The organism is Rhizobium sp. 01T437 (assembly GCF_056398505.1).
Genome location: NZ_JBFTPM010000006.1, coordinates 225616 through 250568 on the forward strand (window position 1 = coordinate 225616; position 24953 = coordinate 250568).

A 24953-nucleotide genomic window follows, 5' to 3' on the forward strand; every position below is an offset into this window, starting at 1 on the left:
CTGATTTTTCTTCCGTTACAGCAAATTAGCGTCGCTCGTATTGGTGATACGGCGCGGATTGTTCACGTTTTGATCTGGATATTGCCGCTTATTTTGTTATGGTGCAGCATGACCATGACATCCGACTCACTCACCATTTCCCTGCCGATACTGAGCCCCGGCGTGCTTGCACTTGCTGGCGGTACACTCGCCGTTCTCATTCTCGTGACAATCGTGTTTGCGTTGCGCAATGCCGGCATTCGTCGCGAGGAAGCTGAAGAGGCCAATCTTCGCGCCGCCGAAAGCGAGGCGCGCATGGCAGAACTTCTGAAAATACAGGCGGAGATGCAGGGGCGCATCTCGACCATGACGGAAGTCTTCGGTGCACGGCAGGCCGAGCTCAATCATGCGATCAACCAGCGCCTTGACGGCATGTCACAGCGCATGAGCTCGACGTTGACCGAGCAGACGAAATCAACGCATGACAACCTGCAGAAGCTGCAGGAGCGCCTGGCGGTGATCGATGTTGCCCAGAACAATATCCAGACGCTCGCCAAGGATGTCGTCGGACTGCAGGCTATTCTTTCCAACAAGCAGACGCGTGGGGCTTTCGGCCAGTCGCGCATGGAAACGATCGTCGCCGATGGCCTGCCGATGGGCGCCTATGCCTTCCAGCAGACGCTTTCCAACGGCTCGCGACCGGACTGCACGATCAGGATGCCGAATGGCGCACCGCCGCTCGTCATCGATGCCAAATTTCCGCTCGAGGCGTGGAACGCGATCCGCGATGCAGGCGGCGCGGACGCCGGTAAGCTTGCTGGTCAGCAGTTTCGCCGTGACATGGAAGTTCACATCAAGGATATTTCCGAGAAATATCTGATCCAGGGCGAGACGCAGGAGACGGCTTTCCTCTTCGTTCCCTCGGAATCGATCTTCGCTGAAATTCACGAAAATTTCGAAGGGATCGTGCAGAAGGCGCACCGCGCGCGCATCGTTATCGTTTCGCCTTCGCTCTTGATGCTGTCAATCCAGGTCATTCAGGCCGTGCTCAAAGACCAGCGCATGCGGGCGCAGGCGCATGTCATCCAGGGAGAAGTCGCCCTTCTCATGGACGATCTCGGCCGGCTCGACGAGCGCGTACGCAAGCTGCAGGGACATTTTTCCCAGACGCAGCGCGACGTGGACCAGATCATCACCTCAGCGGACAAGCTCACCAAGCGCGGTGCGAAGATCGAGGCGCTGGAGTTCGAAGCAAGCGGCGACAGCAAGCCGGCCCGCGAGAACGAGCCGGCGGCGAAATCCGTCGAAAGCCGAACTGGGTTGCTCAAGCTCAGGGTGGTTGACGAGGAGTGATCGCTTCGGCAGTGTCGCGGCCCAAAGCAAGGGACGGACATGCCATGATCACAGTTTTTGGCTCCATCAATATGGACCTTATCGCCACCACCGAGCGCCTGCCGAAGCCCGGCGAAACAGTTGCCGGCAACAGCTTTGCAACGGCTGCCGGCGGCAAAGGCGCCAATCAGGCGCTCGCCGCCCGGCGAGCAGGCCGCTATGTCCATATGGCGGGCGCTGTCGGCAAGGATGCCTTTGCCGAGGGCGCCCTTGAACTGCTCGACGGCGCAGGCACCGACCTTTCCCTCGTCAACCATGTCGAGGGGCCGACAGGCACGGCTCTCATTCTCGTTGGCGGCGACGGCGAGAACATGATCGCGGTCATTCCCGGCGCGAACGGAAAGGTGAGCGGCGACAATGCCGAGGCTGCCGTCAATGCCATGAACGAGGGCGATATCCTCATGCTGCAGCTCGAAGTTCCCGTCGAGGCGGTCGAGCGCGCGCTTGCTGCCTCTCGCGCCAAGGGCATCACCAGCATTCTCAATCTCGCGCCGCTTATTCCGGATGCGCCGCGTCTCGGGCGACTGGCCGATATCGTCATTGCCAATGAAACCGAGTTCGAGCGACTGGCTGGACAGGAGAACATGACTGCCGGCGACCGTGAGGCGGCGTTGGAGCGGCTGCATGCGGAAACTGGTCAGACGCTGATCGTTACGCTCGGCGGCGATGGCGTGATTGCGATTCGGGATGGCCAGATTTCCCACGCGCTGGGGCTTGTCATTGAACCTGTCGATACTGTCGGCGCCGGCGATACGTTCTGCGGCTACTTCGCAGCAAGCCTCGATGAGGGACTGGATTTCAACTCGGCGCTGCGCCGTGCAGCGGCCGCCGGCTCGCTCGCCTGCCTGAAGCCGGGGGCTCAGCCCTCCATTCCGCTGGCCGCCGAAGTCGCAGACAGAATATAGTCCAGTCCAGCCGCGAACAATCGATGAAAAGCCACCCCTAGTTTTGGGGTGGCATTCCGGATTTGCTGCCGAAACATAGCGAATTTCATTCAAATTTAAGAGGTTTCTGGCGATCCTTCGGGCGATCGCCACCTCGTTCATCTTCGAGGCGGTCAACCCCCATGGCTGCTCCATGATAGAGCCTGCCTTACCCGCTGCGCCGGAGAATGGCCCTTCGGTGCGTCCTTGCCCCGAGGAACCTATGTTCATTTTCAGAATGAAATCGCTTGCGGCGAAGCTCATCGTCATTACCGGTGCCGCCATTGCACTGGTGCTTGTCGTTTCGAACCTCTTCCTCATTGACCAGACCCGTAGCCGCGTCCAGACCCTGACGCTGGATCAGGCCAATTCGGAAGCCAAGTCGATCGCCAACGAGATTGCTGCCAATGTCGGCGAGCTTGCGAGTGCTGCCCGCACCATGTCGGGCGTCGTTGGACGCGGGCATGAAGGCAAGATCCTCGACCGCAAGGGCATCATCAGCGTTCTGAAGGCCAATCTCGAACAGAACGCTTTCGCCTTCGGCAGCTGGTTCTGCGAGCAGCTTGGCGCCTTCGACGGCAAGACCACGGAAATCGCCAACAATAATGACGAAGGCACCAACAAGGTCGGCGCCTTCACGCCCTACTGGTCGAAGAACAGGACCGGCGACATCCAGTTCTCGACCTTCGATAACGATTACACCGCCGAATGGTGGAAGCTTGCCGCCGACAGCGGCAAGGGCGCGATCACAGCGCCCTACCTCGCAGAAGGCACCGACGTCCCGACGCTGCTGACTTCGATTGCCTATCCGGTCATGTCCGGCGGCAAGATGATCGGTGTTGAAGGCGTCGATATTTCGCTGAAGTCGCTCACCGACAAGGTGCAGGCGCTGCGCCCCTTCGGCTCTGGCCGTGTGACGCTGATCGCCCAGAACGGCAACTGGATCGTCGCTCCGACCCCCGACCTGATGTCGAAGCCTTATGGCGACAATCCTGGCTCGGCTGACGTAAAGGCTGCGCTTTCGTCCATGAAGGTCGGCCTCGTCAAGAACCTCAGCTTCGACGGCCTCGATCCTTTCGACCGCGTCGTCTATCCCTTCGCAGTTCCCGGCCTGAACGCCAACTGGGTCGTGCTGGTCGACGTCCCGCACACGGCGATGAATGCCCCGGTTCAGGACCAGACCTTCATGATGGTCATCAACGGCATCATCGTGCTCGGCGCCGTGCTGCTCGCCCTCTACTTCGCCGTCCGTGCGCTTGTTCAGCGTCCGCTCGCTGGCCTCGTTTCCAGCGTCAAGGCGCTGAGCGACGGAAAATACGACGAAACGGTTGCCGGCCAGAACCGTGCCGATGAAATCGGCTCGGTCGCCAAGGCTCTCGAAGGCTTCCGCTTCGCGCTTGCCGATACGCGGCGTCTCGAAACCGAGGCCGACAACCAGCGCCTTGCCGCCGAAACCGAACGCGGTCGCTCGGAATCGGAACGCCAACAATCGGTCAACCTGCAGCGTCACGTCGTCTCGATCGTCGGTGCAGGCCTTTCCGAATTGTCACAGGGCAATCTGGGCCACCGCATTACAGAGGAATTCCCCGGCGAATACGGCAAGTTGAAGCAGGACTTCAATGCCGCTCTGGCAAGCCTCGAGGAAACCATCAACACGATGAGCCTCAGCGTCGTCAATATCGGCTCCGGTACGGGCGAGATCAGCAACAGCGCCTCCGACCTTGCCAAGCGCACCGAGCAGCAGGCGGCAAGTCTGGAAGAGACGGCAGCGGCGCTCAACGAGCTGACCGCCCAGGTCAATTCCAGCGCCGAGAACGCCCGCACCGCAGCTGACAACGTCAATCTCGCTTGCGAAGACGCCGAGAAATCAGGTGAAGTGGTGCAGAAGGCGATTGCCTCCATGCACGGTATCGAACAGTCCTCGACGGAAGTTTCGCGCATCATCGGTGTTATCGACGAGATCGCCTTCCAGACGAATCTTCTGGCTCTGAACGCCGGTGTCGAAGCGGCCCGCGCCGGTGAAGCAGGCAAGGGCTTTGCAGTCGTCGCACAGGAAGTCCGGGAACTCGCTCAGCGTTCGGCGAATGCCGCCAAGGAGATCAAGACACTCATCAACACCTCGGCCGTCCAGGTCAAGGAAGGCGTCGATCTCGTCGGCCGCGCCGGCGAGACGCTGCACAAGATTGCCGAGCAGGTGATGGGCATCAACGGCCTTATCCGTCAGATCTCGGCCTCGGCCAGCGAACAGGCCATCGGCCTGAAGGAAATCAACCAGGCCGTGAACCAGATGGACCAAGTCACGCAGCAGAACGCCGCGATGGTGGAAGAAACCACTGCAGCCAGCGTGACGCTGAACGACGAGGCTCAGACGCTGAAGACACTGGTCACCCGCTTCCGCGTCGCTGGCCGGGGAAATGTCGCGGCAACACTGCGCTCCACCGCACAGCAGATGCGCGCACCGGCTGCTCCGGCACCGCGCCGGGCCGTTGCACAGTCTCGCGGCTCAGCCGCTGTTGCCCAGGACAATTGGGAAGAGTTCTGATCGCTCATCGCATGACAAGAAAAAGGCGCCTGAGCGATCAGGCGCCTTTCTTGCATTCCGGGTAGATCGTCTCAACCGTCAGGCAGCGTTCGACGTCTGCTCTTCATTGAGGAAGGCATAAATCGCTGAAGCGGAATCGGTCGCGCGCAGCTTGGCGACCAGATCGTGGTCGCGCAGAACGCGGGCGATGCGCGAAAGCGCCTTGAGATGATCGGCACCGGCGCCTTCCGGCGCCAGAAGCAGAAACACCAGATCGACCGGCTGGTCGTCCAGCGCTTCGAAATCGACGGGCTGTTCCAGCCGGGCGAAGATACCGACGATGGAGTGGATATTGACGAGCTTGCCGTGGGGGATGGCGATGCCGTTGCCGACACCGGTCGAGCCCAAGCGTTCGCGCTGCAGGATCACATCGAAGATTTCCCGTTCGGAAAGCCCCGTAGTCCTGGAGGCTTTTGCTGCCAATTCCTGAAGCAACTGTTTCTTGGAATTTACCCTGAGGGCGGGAATGATCGCATCCTGGTGCAGCAAATCTGCCAATGCCATTTCTTTTTCCTTCTGTCGCCGAGAGCACGGGATCCGGGGGAGCGGCGCCCTGCGCCTGCAAAGCCGTTACCGTTCAGATGATTTCCGGCATGGTGATCCTTGAGCTTCCGCTTGTAGCGGCGCAGCCGCTTCTCGATACGCTCGGATGCCGCATCAAAGGCAATCTGCGGATCCATGGCCTCGCCTGCCGCATGCAACACGACGCCGCTATCGAGATGAAGCTTGCAATCGGCGGAAAAACGGGAGTTCGACTTCTCCACGATCACCTGACCGGAATATCCCCCGTCGAAGTATTTCGTGACGGCCAAACCGATTTGGTCCTCGATCTTTTGACGGAAGGAGTCACCAATTTCCATATGTTTACCGGATACACGCACACTCATGGAGTTTCCCTTCTTATGGTAGTTTGCGAGTATCAGTTTACGCCAAGCCTCAACCTCATCCAAGCACTTCGCGCAATCTCAAGCAAGATGAGCTCAAGTCTGCGTGTCCTTGGTGCCTTGAGGATGATGGGGATAATGCCCGGATGCCCTTCGCTGCTCCGATTGCGGCGGGCTTCTAGCGACAGCCTCCCGGAAAGTCAATAGCCCGGCACAGCGAGGTCTAGCATACGCGGAAAACGTGCATTGAAAATCCCATGAAATTGGGATGTCTCCGCCATCAATGGTTCCAAGCGGCGATCATTGGATCGCCCCGACGGTGCAAGTCAGAAACCAGCGACCTTGGCCAGTGCGCGCTTTTCCCTACGGCGCTGGACGGAAGAGGCGATGTTCATCGCCTCGCGGTATTTGGCGACCGTACGACGAGCGAGATCGATGCCGCCCTTCTTGAGCATATCGACAATATCATCATCGGAGAGCACCGCATCGGGGCTTTCCTGCAGGATCAGCGTGCGGATCTTGTGGCGAACTGCTTCAGCCGAATGACTGTCACCGCCCTCGACGGCGCTAATCGAAACCGTGAAAAAGTATTTCAGCTCGAAGAGGCCGCGCGGCGTCAGCATGTATTTATTCGAGGTGACACGGCTGACCGTCGATTCATGCATCTTAATCGCCTCGGCCACCGTCTTCAGGTTCAGCGGCCGCAGATGATCGACGCCGTGCAAGAGGAAGGCATCCTGCTGGCGCACGATCTCGCTTGCGACCTTCATGATGGTCTTGGCGCGCTGATCCAGGCTGCGCGTCAGCCAGTTGGCGCTCTGCAGACATTCGGAGAGGAAGGCGTGATCCTCGCCGTTCTTCGCGACGCGCGAAAAATAGGACTGATTGACGAGGACCCGCGGCAGCGTATCCGGGTTGAGCTCGACCAGCCAGGCGCCATCCGAGGAGGGGCGAACCACGACGTCAGGCATGATCGCCTCTGAAACGCCAGCCTCGAAGCCGCTGCCGGGCTTCGGATTGAGTTGGCGGATTTCGGCGAGCATGTCGAGCAGGTCTTCCTCATCGACGCCGCAGAGGCGCTTCAGGGTGACGAAGTCGCGGCGCGCCAACAGTTCGAGGTTTTCGACCAGCGCCTGCATGGCGGGATCGAAACGATCCTTCTGGCGAAGCTGGATCGCCAGGCATTCGGCAAGGCTACGGGCGAACACGCCGGGCGGATCGAGTGTCTGCAGCGCTGAGAGCACGCGCTCGATGTCGTCTGCATCGGTACCGAGACGCTCGCCGGCTTCCGCGACATCGGCCTGCAGATAGCCGGCATCGTCGAGCTGATCGACCAGATTCTGGGCAATCAGGCGATCGGCCATATCGGGCAATATGAAGGGTATCTGCTGGGCAAGATGGTCGCGCAAAGAGACCTGACCGGCGACGAAATCATCAAGATCGTAATTGCTGTCAGCACCTTCGGCGCTGCCCGGCATCGATTTCCACTGGCTGATGAGTTCCGGTGCGTCGAGTCGCTGCGGCGCGCCGTCATCGGGGAAGGCATTGGTATAATTGGCATCCAGCTCGTCACTCAGCCGGCTTGAGCTGCCATTATCGTACCAGTCGCCGGACAGCGTTTCGCCGCGATCCTCATATTCGCCGTCACCCGCATCATCCGTTTGCTGGGGGTATGGTTCGTCCGCAGCCTCGCCGCGTTCGCCGGCCTCGCCCTCGCCCGACGGAAGTTCCAGAAGCGGGTTCTTCTCCACTTCCTGGGCGATGAACTGAGTGAGTTCGACATGCGTCATCTGCAGCAACTGGATGGATTGCATCAGTTGCGGTGTCATCACCAGGGACTGGTTCTGTCGCAGAAAAAGATTGGCAGACAGGGCCATGGCGGACGCGAAACTCCCTCGACTCCTCCAGGAAACCGCGTCTGATCAAGATTTCAGGCCACGGAATTCCGAGTTGGCCCAAAAATTGCTTTTTTATCCTACTTGGTCAAGCGGAACCTATGCCGCAGCCGCAATTTTCTGTCGTCCGGGACTGGTTCAGAGACTGAAATTGTCGCCCAAGTAAAGCCGGCGCACTTCCGGATTGTTGACGATATCGTTCGCGCGTCCATGGGTCAGCACTTCGCCGGCATGGATAATATAGGCCCGGTCGATCAATCCCAGCGTCTCACGCACATTGTGGTCGGTGATGAGAACGCCGATGCCGCGTGCCGTCAAATGATGCACGAGGTTCTGAATATCGGCAACCGAGATTGGGTCGACACCCGCAAAGGGCTCGTCGAGCAGCATGAAGGTCGGGTCGGTCGCAAGCGCGCGGGCAATTTCCAGGCGCCGGCGTTCGCCGCCCGAGAGAGCCACGGCGGCACTCTTGCGGAGCTTCGCGATGTGAAATTCCTCGAGCAGTTCGTCGAGCTTGCGCTCACGCGCCGCCTTGTCCCTTTCATGGACCTCGAGAACGGCGCGGATATTTTCCTCCACCGTCAGGCCGCGGAAGATCGAGGCTTCCTGCGGGAGGTACCCGACGCCGAGGCGGGAGCGACGATACATGGGCATCGTCGTCACGTCGTTGCCGTCGATTTCGATCGTTCCCTCGTCAACAGGCACAAGGCCGGTGATCATGTAGAAACAGGTGGTCTTACCGGCGCCGTTCGGTCCCAGAAGACCCACAGCCTCACCACGCCGCACCACGAGTGAAACGCCGTTGACGACACGCCGCGTCGCATAGGTCTTGGTCAGACCGCGTGCGATCAGCGTTCCCTGATAACGGGCCTTGTCGACCGGAGCCGCGGCTTCCGTCGCGGCTCTGCCGGACTTGGTGGATAAGGAGAATAGCTTCACGTGAAAGGCCGACTTCTCAGTTCTGCTTTGGCTGCTGACTCGGCTGCGATTTCGGGTCGAGCTGAATCTGGACACGACCACCGCAGCTTTCAAGCTCTGCCTGGCCTGTCGCCATGTGAACGGTGAGCTGGCAGCCGGTAAAGACGTTCGGGCCATCGGTCAGCACGACCTTTTTGCCGGTGAGGATAAAGACCTGCGAGGTCATGTCGAAATTGCCATCATCGGCTGTTGCCGTCTGCGTTCCCGAGGTCAGGTAAACCTTGTCGGTCACCAGGATCTTGTCGATGTCTGCACTGCCCGAGGCAAGCGAATTCGACTGTTCTGCGGCGGCCGGGGCCGGCTGGGCAGCAGGTGCTGCAGCGGCGCCCGTTGCGGGCTGCTTCGCCTTGTCCTTGTAATAGACTGTCATTTTGCCGGCCTGCAGCGTCGTCGTGCCCTGGACGACCTTGACGTCGCCGGTGAAGAGCGCCGTGTGTTCCTGATCGTGGATTTCCAGCTTGTTGCTTTCAATCTGGATCGGCTGATCGCTGGAAAGCTTCATGCCAGGCATCGTCGTCGACTGGGCGGCCGCCCCCGCGACCGACAGGACGAAGGCAAGCGCGCCGGTGATGAAAGCTACACCAGTCTTGCAAGTTGAAATGCGACGATCTTTTGTCATTTGACCCGGCTCTTTAGGTGCCCTGTTTATGGATGGAGGATGAATCAACATTCATGCGAACATTCCCCTCGAATGTGATCACGCGCCCCTTATCTGTTATATTGAGGGTCTGCGCAACAATCGAAGCATTGTCCTTGGTAATTCTGACGGGATCGTCCGTCGACATGTTTCCGCCCTTGATATCAAGATGGGCGGACTGAAAATTCGCAACGAGACCGCTGCTCAAAACGAGCGTGAACGGTGCCGTCATATGCAGGCTATCCGTGGCACGATTGAAATCCGCCGTCGCCGCGGTAACGCGGGCCATCAAGCCGTCATTCATCGGCACGGCAGCCTTGATCGTCTCCAGCGTGATGAAGTCGGGATTGCGGATATCCTGCAGCGCGCGTTCGGCGAGCATCGAATAGTTGATGCCATCGGAGTTGCGGCCGGCGATTGCCGGTTTTTCCATCACGACCTTACCGTTCTCAATTTTAGCGCCCTCGATCTTGATGGTTTCCGGCAGGTAAGTGCGGATCACCGAGACGGCGATGAAGATAAGGGAAATGATGAGGGCTGCGCCCGGCAGCAAGAACTTCAGGCGGCGGACACGCGCGGAATGGAACCGGGCAAGGCCATAGGCGCTGTCCTTTGGCCCCGCGTATGCGGGCTTCCCGTTGTTCCTGAGGGTATCGAGCATATGCCTGGTCCGTGTATGATGATCGTGCCGCTTATATAGCAATGCCGGGCGCCAATCACAGTTCGTTTCGCATTATTACATTGGCTTGCCAATATGGATTTTTTTCTGCAACAAGCAACTAAACCGAAAATAGCAGGTTCCCGGGGCATTTTCTCGCGGCAGCTCGCGCCTTATCTCCCCAGCGGCGGAGCACCGCCGTTGGGTTTCGTCTCTGGAGGTTGGAATGGACAGCTCGATCATCGCAGACCGCCGGCTGCTGCGCCGCAGGCTTGGCTTCTGGCGCCTTGCCGCGGTCGTGCTGCTCGTCGCGCTCGGCTTTGCGCTTTATAATTTTGCCTTCGGCGAAGGCAGCACCGCGCGGCCCCATATCGCCCATGTGACGATCTCCGGCCTGATCACCGATGATGATGAGCTGCTCGAGCGACTGGAAAAGATCAAGGACAATGATCAGGTCAAGGCAGTCGTGATCTCGATCTCCTCGCCGGGCGGCACGACCTATGGCGGCGAAAAGATCTTCAAGGCGATCCGGGCGATTTCAGAAAAGAAGCCCGTCGTCTCCGACGTCAGGACGCTTGCAGCCTCCGCCGGCTATATGATTGCGACGGCCGGCGATACGATCATCGCCGGCGAAAGCTCGATCACCGGCTCGATCGGCGTCATCTTCCAATACCCGCAGATCCAGCCACTGCTCGACAAGCTCGGCGTCTCGCTGCAGGAGATCAAATCCTCTCCGCTCAAGGCCGAACCCTCGCCGTTCCACGACACCAGTGAAGAAGCCAAGGCCATGATCCGCAACATGGTTCTCGACAGTTACGACTGGTTCGTCAACCTCGTTGCCGACCGGCGCAAATTGCCGCATGACGAGGTGCTGAAACTTGCCGACGGAACGATCTATACGGGCCGGCAGGCGCTGAAGGTGAAACTCATCGATGCGGTCGGTGGACAGCCCGAAATCCGCGCCTATCTGACCTCCCGAAACGTCAGCGACAAACTGCCGGTTGTCGACTGGGACAAGAAGAGCAACACGCCCTTCTTGCTCGCTGGAGCTGTTTCCCGGTTGATTACGATCCTTGGTTATGGTGATCTTGTCAAAAGCCAGGATCTCAACGGCATCCTGCCCCCAAAGTTGCTTCTTGACGGGCTGCTTTCAGTTTGGCAGGTTGGCCAGGATTGAATAAGAAATCAATAATTTAAGGGGGCGACCGTGATCAAGTCCGAATTGGTGCAGATTGTTGCGGCACGCAATCCGCATCTCTACCACCGCGATGTCGAAAATATCGTCAATGCGGTCCTCGACGAGATCACTGATGCACTTGCCGCCGGCAACCGCGTCGAACTGCGCGGCTTCGGTGCATTTTCCGTAAAGAACCGCCCTTCCCGCTCCGGCCGCAACCCGCGCACCGGCGATACGGTCTTCGTCGAGGAGAAGTGGGTCCCCTTCTTCAAGACCGGCAAGGAACTGCGCGAGCGCCTGAACCCGGGACAGGCCGACGAAGAGGATTGATCCTCGGCATCAGGCATCAAGCCGCACTTGAACTTCGCCGCCGCACTTCTATTCTGGCGTCCACGAAGCTTGCCTTCGCTAAACCGGCGCGGAGACCGACATGACCAAGAAGATCATCAACCTTTTGATTTTGCTGCCGCTTGGTGTCATCCTGATTATCTTCTGCGTCGCCAACCGGCAGAGTGTAACGCTTGCCTTCAATCCGTTTCGGCCGGAGGATCAGGTTCTTTCGCTCGCCGCGCCGTTCTTCGTTTTCCTGCTGATCGCTTTCATCATCGGCATGCTGGTGGGCTCTGCTGCGACTTGGTTCAACCAGGGCAAGCACCGCAAGCGCGCACGCGTCGAAGCCAAGGAGGCGATCCGCTGGCAGGGCGAAGCAGATCGTCACAAGACGCGCGCGGAAGAGATCGTCGGGCAACTGCCCTCACGGTGACTGCCGCTATTCCACTGGCGCCGGAGTGAAACTCAGCTCTTCATAATCGCCTTCGGGTGAGGCGCCTCTGCCGGTGACCTGAAAGCCATGTGCCAGATAGAAGGCCTTGGCGTCGCGGTTGTTGATGAGGCATTTCAGCCGATAGTTATGCTCTGGCCAGCCGGGGAGCGATTGCAGCAGGGCGGTTCCTGCGCCTTTGCCCTGGAATTCGGGCAGGATATAGAGCATGTGGATGAAATCATCCGCCGCCCAGATCGAGATAAAACCAGCTATTTTCCCGTCAGCCCCCTCACAGACGGAAACGACCTCGCCGTTGGTATGGGCGGCAAAATCCTCCCGATGAAATTTGCCGGGATCGACCCAGGTAAAGGTCTGGCGTCGGACGGACAGGTAGATATCGGCAAGCTGCATCGCGTCTTCGGGGCAGTTGGGTCGGATTTTCCAGGTCATCGGTCTTGCGTAAAAGGGATTATCGATGATGCCAAGCCCATGTGCCTAGCTTACGGCCTTTTCGATGACGGCCGCATTGAAGCTCCCCCAGAAGCGTCGCGCGAGCTTTTCCAGCGTGGTGCGGATCAGCCGGCCGCCGAGCTCGGCAATCCGGCCACCCGTATCGCCGTCCGCACTATAACGCAGCAGGGTGTGCAGCCCCTCATCCACCAAGGTGACGTCGGCTTCGCCCCTGGCAAAACCAGCAATGCCGCCCCGCCCTTCCGCGGCGATGGTGTAACTGCGCGGCGCATCGACATTCGAAAGCTTGATCTCGCCGTGGAGCGTCACAGAAAACAGGCCGAAGCCGACTTTGACGGTTGCCAGGAATTGCGTGGGCGACAGCTTTTCCACGCTCTGGCAGCCGGGAATGCATTGCCTGATGATATCGGGATCGTTCATGGCCGCCCATACGACATCCCGCCGCGCGGCGATGCGCTCCTCCCCGATCAGGTCCATCAGCAATTCCCCATTTCCATGATCTGACCATATCATAACGGGAAAGCGCTTTGCCAAGGTCGGGCGGAATGCTATTTGCACTGGCTCAATTGAATTAAGACGCGGAAGACCACGTTGAAACAAAGAGAACGCCGGCCTGGCGCGAAGGTAGCGACAGGCCCTTCCGGCGGACGCCGCTCCGATGTGCGGCCTACAAAACCGGAAAAGACGCCCGTTAAGGCGACACCAACGCGCGAACAGCGCCCACCGGCAGCCGTTCCAGCGGTAATAGAACGCCCGCTGACGGCGCGCCACGGCGAGCGGCCGGCAGAGCGCGTACCTGTCATCCTGGAATCGACGGGTGCTGGCGATTTCCATCTGATCGACAGCGGCAATGGCCAGAAGCTTGAACAATACGGCCCCTATCGGGTCGTGCGGCCGGAGGGACAGGCGCTTTGGCAGCCGTCGCTGCCCGCCCATGTCTGGGAGAAGGTCGATGCTGCCTTCACCGGCGATACGGATGAAGAAGGCACCGGCCGCTGGCGTTTTCCGAAGGAAGCGCTTGGCGAAACCTGGCCGCTCAACCTGCTCGGTGTCGATTTCTTCGGGCGCTTCACCTCTTTCCGGCATGTCGGGGTCTTTCCAGAGCAGATCGTTCACTGGAGCTGGATGAAGCAACAGGTGGAAAGCGCCGGACGGCCGCTGAAGGTGCTGAACCTTTTCGGTTATACGGGCGTTGCCTCGCTGGTCGCAGCGGCTGCCGGTGCGGAAGTCACCCATGTCGATGCCTCGAAGAAGGCGATCGGCTGGGCGCGTGAAAACCAGGCGTTGGGACGCATGGAAAAGCTGCCGATCCGCTGGATCTGCGAGGATGCGATGAAATTCATCCTGCGTGAGGAACGGCGCGGCAGCCAGTACGACATTATCCTCACCGACCCGCCGAAATTCGGCCGCGGTCCGAATGGCGAGGTCTGGCACCTTTTCGAGCACCTGCCGTTGATGCTGGATATCTGCCGCGAGATCCTGTCGCCGAAGGCGGTTGGCCTCGTGCTGACGGCCTATTCGATCCGGGCAAGCTTCTATTCCATCCATGAACTGATGCGCGAGACGATGCGCGGCGCAGGCGGCGTCGTCGAGTCAGGCGAACTCGTCATCCGCGAGGCCGGCCTTGACGGTAAAACGCCGGGCCGCGCACTCTCCACATCTCTCTTTTCCCGCTGGGTGCCGAAATGAACGAATTCCACGATCGCGGCCCTCGCAAGGTCGGGCATGTGAAGGAAGTCACCTCGCTTGCCAATCCGATCATCAAGGACATCAAGGCGCTGACCAACAAGAAGTCGCGCGAAGAGAGCGGCACCTTCATGGCCGAAGGGCTGAAGCTCGTCATAGATGCGATCGAGCTCGGCTGGACGATCCGCACGCTTGTCTATGCCAAGGCCGCCAAGGGCAAGCCGCTGGTCGAACAGATGGCAGCAAAGACCGTCGCATCCGGCGGTCTCGTGCTCGAAGTCAACGAGAAGGTGATTTCCTCCATCACCCGGCGCGACAATCCGCAGATGGTGGTCGGCATTTTCGAAACACGCTGGACGAAGCTTAGGGATATCAGGCCAAAGGATGGCGAGACCTGGGTAGCGCTCGACCGCGTGCGCGATCCCGGCAATCTCGGAACGATCATCCGCACAGCCGATGCGGCCGGCGCTTCCGGCGTCATCCTTGTCGGCGAGACGACCGATCCCTTCTCGCTGGAAACGGTGCGGGCCACCATGGGCTCGGTCTTTGCCGTTCCGGTTGCCCATGCGACGGCAGAGGAATTCACCGCCTGGAAGAAGCATGCCGGCGTTTCCGTCGTTGCGACCCACCTTGCCGGCTCGGTCGATTACCGCACGATCGATTACAAGAAAAAACCGGTCGTGCTGTTGATGGGCAACGAACAATCCGGCCTGCCGGACCAGCTTGCCAAGGAAGCCGATGCGCTTGCCCGCATTCCCCAGCAGGGCCGCGCCGATTCCCTCAATCTCGCCGTTGCCACCGCCGTCATGCTTTTCGAGGCACGCCGCCATCTCCTCTCACTGTCCGAGGGCAAATGACTGATCTTGCGACCGCACGCCCGGCGCTCTTCTCGCGACCGCTGCCGATCCTGATCTTCATCGTGATCGCCGTCATCCTCGACCAGATCGTCAAGATCGCCGTCGACCACTATCTGCCGCTGCAGGAAGCCATTCCCGTCATTCCGATGCTGGCGCTCTACCGCACCTACAATCTCGGCGTTGCCTTCTCGATGCTGTCGGGCATGGATGGGTGGTTCATCGTCGGCATGCGTCTGATCATCGTCGCCTTCGTGCTTTATCTCTGGCATCGCACGGCCAAAGACCGCTGGCTGGCGCATCTCGGATATGCGCTCATCATTGCGGGGGCGATCGGCAATCTCATCGACCGTTTCGCCTATGGCCATGTGATCGACTACATCCTCTTTCACACGGAAACCTGGTCTTTCGCTGTCTTCAATCTCGCCGACAGTTTCATCACTGTCGGCGCCGGCTGCGTCATTCTCGATGAGATGCTGCAGAAGCCGAAAAAGGCGGATCACTAAATTTTTAGCGGATTCCTGAAAACATTCGGAACGGGCAATATGTTAGCTGAACTGCATGCAGAGTATGGCGCAGCTACAGGAACGATTGTCCGCCGCGTTCGGCGGAGCCGCCGTTAGGGCCTATCGAGGCCGGACGGCGGGTGAATTGACGTCGCCGGCTACCCTTCGCTCCCTGCATCCATTGCTCTTCCATTGGCTCGGCGGAGCAGGTCTCATTTCGGCGATCCTGCTGCTATTGCTTTCTCATTGGGGCGGGCCGCTCATGGCGGGCCTCGGCCTCATCCTGATCTCCGCGATTGCAGGCTATCTTGCTGTTCTTTTCAGGAACGGAAACCGGCCCGGCGGCCGTAGCCCGGAGACGACGGAACGTGTCAATGCGACCGGTCTGCTCGGCACGGTCCATGACGTGCTCGGCGATATCGTCGTTACCCGCATGATGGACCGGCGCATCATCGGCGCCAACGATACCTTCCGCCACCTGACCGGGCGCGCCAAACCTGAAGGCCAGACCTGTGAAGAGATCGGCCTCGCCTTCCGTCCCGGCCCGCAACCGCATCGATACGATGTGGAGATTTCAACACCGGCCGGACAGCGCATCTTTCTCTGGCAAGATGTCGTGACCCGTGATCCGGCAAACGGACGCCTGCTTCTGCAGAGCATCGCACGCGACGTGACTGAAGAGCGGCTTGCCGCCGAAAGCCGTGAGGAGGCGCGGCAGAAGGCCGAGTATAACAGCGCCGCCAAATCTCGGCTGCTCGCCACGGTCAGCCACGAAATCCGCACGCCTCTATCAGGCATTCTCGGCATGGCGCATCTGATTTCCGAAACGAAGCTGACGCAGGAACAGCAGAACTATCTGACCAGCATCCGCCAGTCCGGCCATGCGTTGACGCAGCTGGTCGAGGATCTGCTCGACTTCTCCACCATCGAGGTCGGCCGTTTCCAGCTCCGCCCGCGGTCGGAATCGCTGCGCAAGCTCGTCGAAAGCGTCGTGGAAATGCTGGCGCACCGCGCCCATGAAAAGGGTATCGAGATCGGCGCCACGGTCTCCGCCGATGTGCCGGAGCTGATGAGCTTCGATCCGGCGCGGCTGCGGCAGGTGCTTTTCAACGTCATCGGCAATGCGGTGAAATTCACGCAGACCGGCGGTGTCTTCATCCACGTCTCCAGGGCGGCCGGCGAGTTGGTGATATCCGTGACGGATACCGGGCCTGGCATGACGGCGGAGGAGCAGGCCCGCATATTCGGGGAATTCGAACAGGGCGGCTCGCTTGCCCAGAAGAGCAACGGCACGGGCCTCGGCCTTGCAATCTCCGCCCGCATCATGCGCGAATTCGGCGGCTCACTGACAGTTGCAAGCGAGAGGGGCAAGGGCAGCCAGTTCACCATCCGTTTCCCCGTCGAACTTTCGGATGAGGATAAAGCCAGCCGGAATGCATTGCTGGCGGGAAACAGCATCGTGCTGCTTGCCCCGGCGGGTGCAGCGCGCAGAGCGATTGCCGAGACGATCACGACGCTCGGCGGGCGCTGCCACCTCGTCGCCGACGGCGAGGCGGCGCGCGAAAGCTTGCTGTCGCTCGCTCGCAGCGGTGACCGGCCGACCGATATCATCGTCGATCACCGCATGTCCGAGGAATTCTCGCTGCATATCGCCGATCGCACGGAGATCGCGGCACTCGGCCTGCGCAAAGTGCTGCTCGTCAATCCGGAAGAGCGGAACTCCTATTCGCTCGACCTCTTCGATGCGTGGCTGATCCGGCCGCTGCGCGAGCAGTCGCTGATCGACGTGCTGCGCGGACGCATGCGTGGCATGGAGAAGCGCGATGCGCTGAACGACAACCAGCCCGGCCTCGGCCCGTCCATTGCAGAACGGACGGCGGTGGGCGACGGCCTTTCGGTCCTCCTCGGCGAGGACGATCCGATCAACGCCATGCTGGTGCGCGTCATGCTGGAAAAAGGCGGCCACTCGGTCAGGCATGTGGATGATTTCGAAACCCTGCTCGATTGTGCGCTTGGTGACGACAGGCCCGACATCATCATCAGCGATCTTTCCATGCCCGGCGGCAACGGTATCGACATGCTCGGACGCCTGCGCGGACACGAACGTCGGCTCGATCTTCAACCGGTTCCGGTCATCGTTTTGACTGCGGACAAGAGCGACGAATCGCGGCGACAGGTCTTGCTCAACGGCGCCAATCGCGTCATGGTGAAGCCGGTGGATCCGGTCAGGCTGCTCACCGAAGTACAGGCGGTTGTTGCTCTTTCAGCCCGCCGGGCTGAGGCGCGCTAAAGCTGGGGAAAACGGCACGTTTCTTGCGTGCACAAATTCGGTATGTCACTTTCCTGTCGTACATAAGTGTTTTATGGCGTGTGATAGGCCGGAGACGGGAGAATCGCCATGTCTGTTGACATCCTTAATTGTGACGCTACTGCCGAGGCCGCTCGGCCCTCGACAGCTGCCGCCCCGAAGGAAGGCGATGTTCTCGGCCGCATCGGCAATCTAGAGACCCGCCTTGCCCGCAGCGCGCGTGAGATCGATGCCGCGCAGGCCGTGCGCTACCGCGTTTTCGTCGAGGAAATGAAGGCTCAGCTGCCAGCGGACGCCATGCGCCGCGAGCGGGACTTCGATGCCTATGACGCCTTCTGCGACCACCTTCTCGTTCTCGACCGCTCGATCGAGGGCGATGCCGAAGACCAGATCGTCGGTACCTACCGCCTGCTCAGACAGGACGTCGCCATGGCCAATGGCGGTTTTTACTCGGCTTCGGAATTTGCAATCAACGAGCTCATTGCCCGCCACCCCGACAAGCGCTTCATGGAGCTTGGCCGCTCCTGCGTGCTGCCGGAATACCGCACCAAGCGCATCGTCGAACTGCTCTGGCAGGGTAATTGGGCCTATGCGCTGAAGCACGGCATGAGCGCCATGTTCGGCTGCGCCTCCTTCCCGGGCGTTCACCCGGAAAGTCATGCGCTGGCTCTCTCCTTCCTCTATCACAGCGTACTCGCCAAGGATGAATGGGCCGTCGGCGCGCTGCCGCATCTGGCGCGCGACATGGACCTTATGCCGGCTGAAGGTGTCAATCCGAAAAGGGCACTGATGGCGCTGCCGCCGCTCATCAAGGGTTACCTGCGCCTCGGCGCAATGGTCGGCTCCCACGCTGTCGTTGATCAGGCGTTCAACACGACCGACGTGCTGATCGTGCTGCCGATATCAAGCATTTCCGACCGGTATCTCAACTATTACGGTGCGGACGCAGGCCGTTTTGCAAGCTGACGGCTGCCGCTTGACGGCGGTGCCTCGTCAATTCATTCTCTTTCGGCGTTTTCAGTAGGGCGCATCGGCAATGGTGCCGGCTGGGCTATGCCCGCCTACAACATCAAAACCTTGCGCCATGCCGAATTTCGAGAATCTCCGGAAGAAAGCCAAGCGGTTCAAACGGTGGCATCAGGATCGTTATTATCCTGTTGCACCGGAAATCCGCTATTGGCTTGCCCGCTACCGCCATCTCAGTGACCGGCAAATCCTCGAGCTTGAGTTCAAGCTTGCGGATGCGCAGGAACTCGTGGCGGCACAGGAGGGATTCGAAAGCTGGGCGGCGCTGAAAAAGGATTTCGCCGACATGAGTGCAACAGCCGAACAAAAATCCACATCCCAACCGACGTTGCTTGATGCCCAGCCGCAGCTTTTCGTGAGCGATATCCAGGCCGCCTGCGATTTCTACACACAGAAGTTGGGCTTCGCTCTTGCCTTCGTTTATGGCGAACCACCCTTTTACGCACAGGTCGTTCGCGGTGCAGCGAGGCTTAACCTCCGGCACGTTGACATGCCTGCCTTCCATCCGGAGCTTCGCCAGCGCGAGAGGGATATCCTCTCGGCGACGATTACGCTTGATGACGTGAAGGCGCTGTTTCTCGAATACACCGCAAACGGCGTTCCGTTTCATCAGCCACTGAGGCTGGAGCCCTGGGGTGCACGAACATTCATCGTATGCGATCGGGATGGAAATCTGATCGCTTTTGCGGGCTAGGCTGGTCTGAGAGCAGACCGCGTGAGCGGTCCGCTCTCTTCTTTATCAGGAGCCGGCAGCATAGGCCGCAATCGCAGCCATGTTGACGATATCGCTGTCCTTGGCGCCCATCGAGGTGATCTGCACCGCCTTGTCGAGGCCGACGAGGATGGGTCCGATGACCGTCGAGCCGCCGAGTTCCTGCAGCATCTTCGTCGAGATCGATGCCGAGTGGAATGCCGGCATGACGAGGACGTTGGCCGGACCGGAGAGGCGGCAGAAGGGATATTGCTCCATCACCTTACGGTTCAGGGCAACGTCGGCGGCCATTTCACCATCATACTCGAAATCGACGCGACGCTTGTCGAGGATCTTCACAGCTTCGCGGACGCGCTCCGAACGTTCACCCGAGGGATGCCCGAAGGTGGAATAGGCGAGCAACGCGACGCGCGGCTGGTAGCCCATGCGGCGCGCGAGACCTGCGGCCTCCTCAGCAATATCGGCAAGCTCCTCGGCCGTCGGCATATCGTGAACCGCAGTGTCGGCAACGAAGACCGTGCGGCCGCGGCAAAGCGCGATCGACACGCCGATCACTCGATGGCCCGGCTTATGGTCGATGCAGCGGCGCACATCTTCGAGTGCCGTCGAATAGTTGCGGGTGATGCCCGTCACCATGCCATCGGCATCGCCAAGCGCCACCATGGTGGCAGCGAAATGGTTGCGGTCATTATGGATCAGGCGCTGCGCATCGCGGTGCAAGTAGCCCTTCCGCTGCAGGCGGGCATAGAGATAATCGATATAGGCCTCGACGCGGGTCGAGATGCGGGCGTTGACGATCTCGAGGCCCGGACGATTGAGGTCGATGCCGGCGCGTTCGGCCGTTGCACGGATCAGATCCTCGCGGCCGAGCAGGATCGCGGTGCCAAGCTGCTGATTGGCGTAAGACATTGCGGCGCGCATCACCTGCTCTTCCTCGGCCTCGGCAAAGACCACGCGCTTCGGATGGCGGCGCACGCGCTCATAGAGGCTGGCGAGCGTGGATGCGATCGGGTCGCGGCGGGCCGACAGCTCCCGCTTGTAGCCAGCCATGTCGGTGATGATCTTGCGGGCGACGCCGCTTTCGATCGCCGCTTCGGCAACGGCGGCCGGAATGGCGGATATCAGTCGCGGATCGAAGGGAACCGGGATGATGTATTGCGCACCGAAACGCGGACGATTGCCCTGATAGGCGGCCGCAACATCATCGGGCACGTCTTCACGGGCAAGGCTGGCGAGTGCCTTCACAGCGGCAATCTTCATCGCATCATTGATTGTCGAGGCGCGGACATCGAGGGCGCCGCGGAAGATATAGGGAAAGCCCAGCACGTTGTTGACCTGGTTCGGATAGTCCGAACGGCCCGTCGCCATGATGGCGTCGTCACGGACACGAGCAACTTCCTCGGGCGTAATTTCCGGGTCAGGGTTGGCCATGGCGAAGATGATCGGCCGGTCGGCCATGGAGCTGATCATCTCCTCGGAGAAGGCGCCCTTCTGCGACAGGCCGAAAACGACGTCAGCGCCCTTCATGGCTTCTTCCAGCGTGCGGGTATCGGTCTTTGCCGCATGCGCCGATTTCCACTGGTTCATGCCTTCGGTACGACCCTGATAGATGACGCCCTTGGTATCGCAGAGGATGATGTTCTCAGGCGCAAAACCCATCGACTTGATGAGTTCGACGCAGGCGATGGCGGCAGCGCCAGCACCGTTGCAGACGAGCTTGGTGGTCTTGAGATCGCGGCCGGTCAGTTCCAGCGCGTTGATGAGGCCGGCGGCGGCAATGATCGCGGTGCCGTGCTGATCGTCATGGAAAACAGGAATATCCATCAGCTCCCGCAGACGGCTTTCGATGACGAAACAGTCCGGCGCCTTGATGTCTTCCAGATTGATGCCGCCGAAGGACGGACCGAGGAAACGCACGCAGTTGATGAATTCGTCGACATTTTCCGTATCGACTTCAAGGTCGATGGAATCGACATCGGCGAAACGCTTGAAGAGGACTGACTTGCCTTCCATGACCGGCTTGGAGGCAAGCGCGCCGAGATTGCCGAGACCGAGAATGGCCGTGCCATTGGAAATGACGGCAACCATATTGCCGCGGGTCGTATAATCATAGGCCGTGGCCGGATCGGTGGCGATGGCTTTGACCGGCACCGCGACACCCGGAGAATAGGCCAGCGAGAGGTCGCGCTGCGTCGCCATCGGCTTGGTCGGGTTGATCTCCAGCTTGCCCGGCCGACCCATCGCGTGAAATTCGAGCGCTTCCTGATCGGTAACAGAGGTCACCGGCCGTTCTTTCTTCTCCATCTGGGACATGCCTCCTCCAAACGTCTGTGGGTGACGTTTTCCTCTTCCCCAATTGCTGTTGTCATCTATAGCGGCGCGCGGATAGGGTTGGCACCTGTTTTTTTGGGAAAAACTGCACCTCCGTGAACGCACGAATAGACATCAGAAACGAAGCCTTCTCGGCAGCCGAGCTCGCGACTGAAGAAAGCCGCGCCTCGGCGACGCCGATGATGGAACAGTTTATCGAGATCAAGGCGAACAATCCGGATTCGCTGCTCTTCTATCGCATGGGCGATTTTTACGAGCTGTTCTTCGAGGATGCGCTCGAGGCTTCGCGCGCGCTCGGCATCACGCTCACCAAGCGCGGCCAGCATATGGGGCAGGATATTGCGATGTGCGGCGTGCCTGTGCATGCGGCCGACGATTATCTGCAGAAGCTGATTGCGCTCGGCTATCGCGTCGCCGTCTGCGAGCAGGTGGAAGACCCGGCGGAAGCCAAGAAGCGCGGGGCGAAATCGGTCGTCAAGCGCGATGTCGTCCGCCTCGTCACGCCGGGCACCATTACCGAGGAGAGGCTGCTTTCGCCCTCGGAATCGAACTATCTTATGACGCTGTCGCGTATCCGAGGCTCTTCCGAGCCGGTTCTGGCGCTTGCCTGGATCGATATTTCCACCGGCGTCTTCCGGTTGGCGGAAACCGATGCATCGCGACTGCTCGCCGACATCCTGCGCATCGATCCGCGCGAACTCATCGTACCGGATACGATGTTTTATGACGGCGAACTGAAGTCTGTCTTCGATGTACTCGGCCGCACCGCCGTTCCACAGCCGGCTGTGCTTTTCGACAGTGCGATGGCAGAAACCCGTATAGCGCGCTACTTCGACGTTTCGACGCTCGACGGTTTTGGAAGTTTCTCACGCGCCGAGCTTGCAGCCGCGGCAGCCGCCATCGCCTATGTGGAGAAGACGCAGATTGCCGAACGGCCGCCGCTCGGCAGACCGGAACGGGAGAGCGGCGCCTCGACGCTGTTCATCGATCCGGCCACACGCGCCAATCTGGAACTTGTACGCACACTCTCCGGTGATCGCAACGGTGCGCTGCTGAAGGCGATCGACCGCACGACCACCGGCGGTGGGGCACGACTGCTTGCCGAACGGCTGATGTCGCCGCTCACCGATCCCGCCCGCGTCAACGAGCGCCTGGATTCGATCGGCTTCCTGATGCAGGAACCGTCGCTCTGCGGCGATCTGCGCGACGCACTGAAACACGTACCCGACATGCCGCGGGCGCTCTCCCGCCTGGCGCTCGACCGCGGCGGTCCGCGTGATCTCTGGGCGATCCGCCAAGGGCTTGGCGCAGCCGCGCATATCGCCGATCTGCTGGGAAGCGCGATGCTGCCGGAGGAGCTGGAACAGGCGCGTATGGGGCTGCAGGCTCTGCCGTCCGAGCTCGAAACCTTGCTTGCGGATAACCTCGCCGAAGAGCTGCCGCTCTTAAAACGCGATGGTGGCTTCCTGCGCGACGGTGCCAATGCCGATCTCGACGAGGTTCGGGCGCTGCGCGACCAGTCGCGCCGGGTCATTGCAGGCCTGCAGCTGCAATATGCCGAAGAGACCGGCATCAAATCGCTGAAGATCAAACACAACAATATCCTCGGTTACTTCATAGAGGTCACCGCCGGCAATGCCGGACCAATGACCGATACGGCCGAGGCGAAGGCTCGCTTCATCCATCGGCAGACGATGGCAAATGCCATGCGGTTCACCACGACCGAGCTTGCCGATCTCGAAAGCCGCATCGCCAACGCCGCCGACCGCGCGCTGCAGATCGAGCTCGAAGCCTTCGACCGGATGAGGGAGGCGACTGTTGCCGAGGCCGAAGCGATCAAGGCCGGCGCGCGGGCGCTTGCCGTCATCGATGTCGCTGCAGGTCTGGCACTGCTTGCCGAAGAGCAGGCCTATTGCCGGCCGCTGGTCGATGGCTCGAAGATGTTTGCGATCGAGGGTGGGCGCCATCCCGTCGTCGAACAGGCACTGCGACGCCAGTCCATCGGTCCTTTCGTCGCCAATAATTGCGATCTGTCGCCCGTCTCCGATGGCAAGGATGGGGCGATCTGGCTTCTGACCGGCCCGAACATGGGCGGTAAATCGACGTTCCTGCGTCAGAATGCGCTGATCGCCATTCTTGCGCAGATGGGTTCCTTCGTGCCGGCGACGTCAGCGCATATCGGCATCGTCGACCGGCTGTTCTCGCGCGTCGGCGCATCCGACGATCTGGCGCGCGGGCGTTCCACCTTCATGGTGGAGATGGTCGAGACTGCGGCGATCCTCAATCAGGCGAGCGAGCACTCGCTGGTCATTCTCGACGAGATCGGCCGGGGTACTGCGACCTTCGACGGTCTTTCCATCGCCTGGGCGGCTGTCGAGCATCTGCACGAAGCCAACCGCTGCCGCGGGCTTTTCGCGACGCATTTCCATGAGCTGACCGTGCTTTCCGAAAAGCTTGCCCGGCTATCGAACGCAACGATGCGCGTGAAGGAATGGGACGGCGACGTCATCTTCCTGCATGAGGTCGGTCCAGGTGCAGCCGACCGGTCCTACGGCATTCAGGTCGCGCGGCTCGCCGGCCTGCCGGCTTCGGTCGTGGCGCGGGCGCGCGACGTGCTGACCCGTCTTGAGGATGCCGACCGCAAGAACCCGGCAAGCCAACTGATCGACGATTTGCCGCTCTTCCAGGTCGCTGTGCGCCGCGAGGAGGCGACCCGCGGGCCGTCCAAGGTCGAGGAAGCCCTGAAGGCGATGAGCCTCGACGATATGACACCGCGCGAGGCGCTCGATGCGCTCTACGATCTCAAGAAAAAGATGAAGTAGGAATTCCCCGATGTTCATGGAAAAACTGCTTCAGGAAACCCAGCGCCTCTCCGTCATCGTATCGATGCTGGAGATTATGAAACAATCTGATGCTAATCTGGAGGCGCGCGGCTGGAATACGCCGATCGGCATGGCGAAGATTACCGGCTCCTGCTTGAAGATCGGCGAGCTCAGCGGTGCAATCATTGACGCTGGATACCGCGAATGCGACAAGGCGACGCTCAATGGCATCATGAGTGAAACGCGGCAGGTTCTCGATACGCTGCTGACGCAGGCTTCAGCCTAAGGACTTGCGGCAAAGCGTCCGCGGCCGACGGCTTGCCAACACCATTTCGCCAAATTTAAAGGTTCATGGAATATGGAGGCCTGT

At 60.3% G+C, this 24953-nt stretch carries 22 protein-coding genes and 1 pseudogene; 14 read left to right on the top strand and 9 right to left on the bottom strand.

Annotated elements, in window-relative coordinates:
• Positions 1-108 precede the first annotated feature (108 nt).
• From AC1DM5_RS14140 to AC1DM5_RS14150, 3 genes are all read left to right on the top strand, one after another.
• Positions 109-1332 (top strand): DNA recombination protein RmuC, encoded by a 1224-nt coding sequence (locus AC1DM5_RS14140; protein ID WP_477819074.1) that lies wholly within the window; start codon positions 109-111, stop codon positions 1330-1332.
• A gap of 44 nt (positions 1333-1376) precedes the next feature.
• The gene (locus AC1DM5_RS14145; RefSeq protein ID WP_477819075.1) at positions 1377-2276 is read left to right on the top strand and encodes a ribokinase; all 900 of its coding nucleotides are present in this window, start codon (positions 1377-1379) and stop codon (positions 2274-2276) included.
• Between the two features lie 241 nt (positions 2277-2517).
• Complete coding sequence (locus AC1DM5_RS14150) at positions 2518-4836, top strand: methyl-accepting chemotaxis protein (protein WP_477975150.1); 2319 nt, start codon at positions 2518-2520, stop codon at positions 4834-4836.
• A 78-nt stretch (positions 4837-4914) separates the two neighbouring features.
• Here the strand turns inward: AC1DM5_RS14150 and ptsN are convergent, their stop codons facing one another.
• The 6 genes and pseudogenes from ptsN to lptC form a co-directional block, all read right to left on the bottom strand.
• Positions 4915-5379: a PTS IIA-like nitrogen regulatory protein PtsN gene (gene ptsN, locus AC1DM5_RS14155; protein WP_029868958.1), complete on the bottom strand. Its 465-nt coding sequence runs from the start codon at positions 5377-5379 to the stop codon at positions 4915-4917.
• Positions 5380-5447: 68 nt separating this feature from the next.
• Positions 5448-5762: pseudogene (hpf, locus tag AC1DM5_RS14160) on the bottom strand (ribosome hibernation-promoting factor, HPF/YfiA family); the annotation flags it as partial.
• Between the two features lie 323 nt (positions 5763-6085).
• On the bottom strand, positions 6086-7636 hold the full coding sequence (gene rpoN, locus AC1DM5_RS14165) for an RNA polymerase factor sigma-54 (protein ID WP_477819077.1): 1551 nt from the start codon (positions 7634-7636) through the stop codon (positions 6086-6088).
• A 156-nt stretch (positions 7637-7792) separates the two neighbouring features.
• Positions 7793-8593: an LPS export ABC transporter ATP-binding protein gene (gene lptB / locus AC1DM5_RS14170; protein ID WP_477819078.1), complete on the bottom strand. Its 801-nt coding sequence runs from the start codon at positions 8591-8593 to the stop codon at positions 7793-7795.
• A gap of 16 nt (positions 8594-8609) precedes the next feature.
• On the bottom strand, positions 8610-9251 hold the full coding sequence (locus tag AC1DM5_RS14175) for an LptA/OstA family protein (RefSeq protein ID WP_477819079.1): 642 nt from the start codon (positions 9249-9251) through the stop codon (positions 8610-8612).
• A 13-nt stretch (positions 9252-9264) separates the two neighbouring features.
• Positions 9265-9930 carry an LPS export ABC transporter periplasmic protein LptC gene (lptC, locus tag AC1DM5_RS14180; protein WP_477819080.1) on the bottom strand — a complete coding sequence of 222 codons (666 nt, stop codon included), beginning with the start codon at positions 9928-9930 and terminating at the stop codon, positions 9265-9267.
• Positions 9931-10153: 223 nt separating this feature from the next.
• Here lptC and sppA point away from each other — a divergent pair, with 223 nt between their 5' ends.
• From sppA to AC1DM5_RS14195, 3 genes are all read left to right on the top strand, one after another.
• Positions 10154-11104, top strand: coding sequence for a signal peptide peptidase SppA (gene sppA, locus AC1DM5_RS14185; RefSeq protein WP_477819081.1), 951 nt, complete (start codon positions 10154-10156; stop codon positions 11102-11104).
• 30 nt (positions 11105-11134) lie between these two features.
• Positions 11135-11434, top strand: a complete 300-nt coding sequence (locus AC1DM5_RS14190; protein ID WP_003544934.1) for an integration host factor subunit beta — start codon at positions 11135-11137, stop codon at positions 11432-11434.
• Between the two features lie 100 nt (positions 11435-11534).
• Complete coding sequence (locus tag AC1DM5_RS14195) at positions 11535-11867, top strand: LapA family protein (protein WP_037100920.1); 333 nt, start codon at positions 11535-11537, stop codon at positions 11865-11867.
• A 6-nt stretch (positions 11868-11873) separates the two neighbouring features.
• Here AC1DM5_RS14195 and AC1DM5_RS14200 read toward each other — a convergent pair whose 3' ends face one another.
• Together AC1DM5_RS14200 and AC1DM5_RS14205 are read right to left on the bottom strand one after the other, a co-directional pair.
• Positions 11874-12317, bottom strand: coding sequence for an N-acetyltransferase family protein (locus tag AC1DM5_RS14200; protein ID WP_477819083.1), 444 nt, complete (start codon positions 12315-12317; stop codon positions 11874-11876).
• 45 nt (positions 12318-12362) lie between these two features.
• Positions 12363-12815 carry a CoxG family protein gene (locus tag AC1DM5_RS14205; protein ID WP_477819084.1) on the bottom strand — a complete coding sequence of 151 codons (453 nt, stop codon included), beginning with the start codon at positions 12813-12815 and terminating at the stop codon, positions 12363-12365.
• 114 nt (positions 12816-12929) lie between these two features.
• Here AC1DM5_RS14205 and AC1DM5_RS14210 point away from each other — a divergent pair, with 114 nt between their 5' ends.
• The 6 genes from AC1DM5_RS14210 to AC1DM5_RS14235 all read left to right on the top strand — a co-directional run bounded on the left by AC1DM5_RS14210 (position 12930) and on the right by AC1DM5_RS14235 (position 19412).
• Positions 12930-14027: a class I SAM-dependent methyltransferase gene (locus AC1DM5_RS14210; RefSeq protein WP_477819085.1), complete on the top strand. Its 1098-nt coding sequence runs from the start codon at positions 12930-12932 to the stop codon at positions 14025-14027.
• A complete protein-coding gene (locus AC1DM5_RS14215) occupies positions 14024-14881 on the top strand; it encodes a TrmH family RNA methyltransferase (RefSeq protein WP_477819086.1) in 858 nt (285 codons plus the stop codon). Before AC1DM5_RS14210 ends, AC1DM5_RS14215 begins: the two co-directional genes overlap by 4 nt.
• The gene (lspA, locus tag AC1DM5_RS14220) at positions 14878-15384 is read left to right on the top strand and encodes a signal peptidase II (RefSeq protein ID WP_113325060.1); all 507 of its coding nucleotides are present in this window, start codon (positions 14878-14880) and stop codon (positions 15382-15384) included. Before AC1DM5_RS14215 ends, lspA begins: the two co-directional genes overlap by 4 nt.
• Positions 15385-15439: 55 nt before the next feature.
• On the top strand, positions 15440-17674 hold the full coding sequence (locus tag AC1DM5_RS14225; protein ID WP_477975152.1) for a hybrid sensor histidine kinase/response regulator: 2235 nt from the start codon (positions 15440-15442) through the stop codon (positions 17672-17674).
• Between the two features lie 108 nt (positions 17675-17782).
• Entirely contained in the window at positions 17783-18658 is an 876-nt protein-coding gene (gene olsB, locus AC1DM5_RS14230; RefSeq protein ID WP_477819088.1) for a l-ornithine N(alpha)-acyltransferase, read from the top strand.
• Between the two features lie 118 nt (positions 18659-18776).
• Positions 18777-19412, top strand: coding sequence for a bleomycin resistance protein (locus tag AC1DM5_RS14235; protein WP_477819089.1), 636 nt, complete (start codon positions 18777-18779; stop codon positions 19410-19412).
• Between the two features lie 45 nt (positions 19413-19457).
• Here AC1DM5_RS14235 and AC1DM5_RS14240 read toward each other — a convergent pair whose 3' ends face one another.
• Entirely contained in the window at positions 19458-21743 is a 2286-nt protein-coding gene (locus tag AC1DM5_RS14240; RefSeq protein WP_477819090.1) for an NADP-dependent malic enzyme, read from the bottom strand.
• Positions 21744-21856: 113 nt separating this feature from the next.
• On the opposite strand from AC1DM5_RS14240, the gene mutS reads away from it, so the two are divergent.
• Both mutS and AC1DM5_RS14250 read left to right on the top strand, forming a co-directional pair.
• Positions 21857-24583 (top strand): DNA mismatch repair protein MutS, encoded by a 2727-nt coding sequence (gene mutS, locus AC1DM5_RS14245; RefSeq protein WP_477819091.1) that lies wholly within the window; start codon positions 21857-21859, stop codon positions 24581-24583.
• A 10-nt stretch (positions 24584-24593) separates the two neighbouring features.
• Positions 24594-24869 (top strand): hypothetical protein, encoded by a 276-nt coding sequence (locus AC1DM5_RS14250; RefSeq protein WP_477819092.1) that lies wholly within the window; start codon positions 24594-24596, stop codon positions 24867-24869.
• Positions 24870-24953 lie beyond the last annotated feature (84 nt).

Coding starts and splice junctions, on each gene's coding strand:
- AC1DM5_RS14140 (WP_477819074.1), top strand. CDS start 109: ATGACCATGACATCCGACTCACTCACCATTTCCCTGCCGATACTGAGC.
- AC1DM5_RS14145 (WP_477819075.1), top strand. CDS start 1,377: ATGATCACAGTTTTTGGCTCCATCAATATGGACCTTATCGCCACCACC.
- AC1DM5_RS14150 (WP_477975150.1), top strand. CDS start 2,518: ATGTTCATTTTCAGAATGAAATCGCTTGCGGCGAAGCTCATCGTCATT.
- ptsN (WP_029868958.1), bottom strand. CDS start 5,379: ATGGCATTGGCAGATTTGCTGCACCAGGATGCGATCATTCCCGCCCTC.
- rpoN (WP_477819077.1), bottom strand. CDS start 7,636: ATGGCCCTGTCTGCCAATCTTTTTCTGCGACAGAACCAGTCCCTGGTG.
- AC1DM5_RS14175 (WP_477819079.1), bottom strand. CDS start 9,251: ATGACAAAAGATCGTCGCATTTCAACTTGCAAGACTGGTGTAGCTTTC.
- lptC (WP_477819080.1), bottom strand. CDS start 9,930: ATGCTCGATACCCTCAGGAACAACGGGAAGCCCGCATACGCGGGGCCA.
- sppA (WP_477819081.1), top strand. CDS start 10,154: ATGGACAGCTCGATCATCGCAGACCGCCGGCTGCTGCGCCGCAGGCTT.
- AC1DM5_RS14195 (WP_037100920.1), top strand. CDS start 11,535: ATGACCAAGAAGATCATCAACCTTTTGATTTTGCTGCCGCTTGGTGTC.
- AC1DM5_RS14200 (WP_477819083.1), bottom strand. CDS start 12,317: ATGACCTGGAAAATCCGACCCAACTGCCCCGAAGACGCGATGCAGCTT.
- AC1DM5_RS14205 (WP_477819084.1), bottom strand. CDS start 12,815: ATGGACCTGATCGGGGAGGAGCGCATCGCCGCGCGGCGGGATGTCGTA.
- AC1DM5_RS14215 (WP_477819086.1), top strand. CDS start 14,024: ATGAACGAATTCCACGATCGCGGCCCTCGCAAGGTCGGGCATGTGAAG.
- lspA (WP_113325060.1), top strand. CDS start 14,878: ATGACTGATCTTGCGACCGCACGCCCGGCGCTCTTCTCGCGACCGCTG.
- AC1DM5_RS14225 (WP_477975152.1), top strand. CDS start 15,440: ATGCAGAGTATGGCGCAGCTACAGGAACGATTGTCCGCCGCGTTCGGC.
- olsB (WP_477819088.1), top strand. CDS start 17,783: ATGTCTGTTGACATCCTTAATTGTGACGCTACTGCCGAGGCCGCTCGG.
- AC1DM5_RS14235 (WP_477819089.1), top strand. CDS start 18,777: ATGCCGAATTTCGAGAATCTCCGGAAGAAAGCCAAGCGGTTCAAACGG.
- AC1DM5_RS14240 (WP_477819090.1), bottom strand. CDS start 21,743: ATGTCCCAGATGGAGAAGAAAGAACGGCCGGTGACCTCTGTTACCGAT.
- AC1DM5_RS14250 (WP_477819092.1), top strand. CDS start 24,594: ATGTTCATGGAAAAACTGCTTCAGGAAACCCAGCGCCTCTCCGTCATC.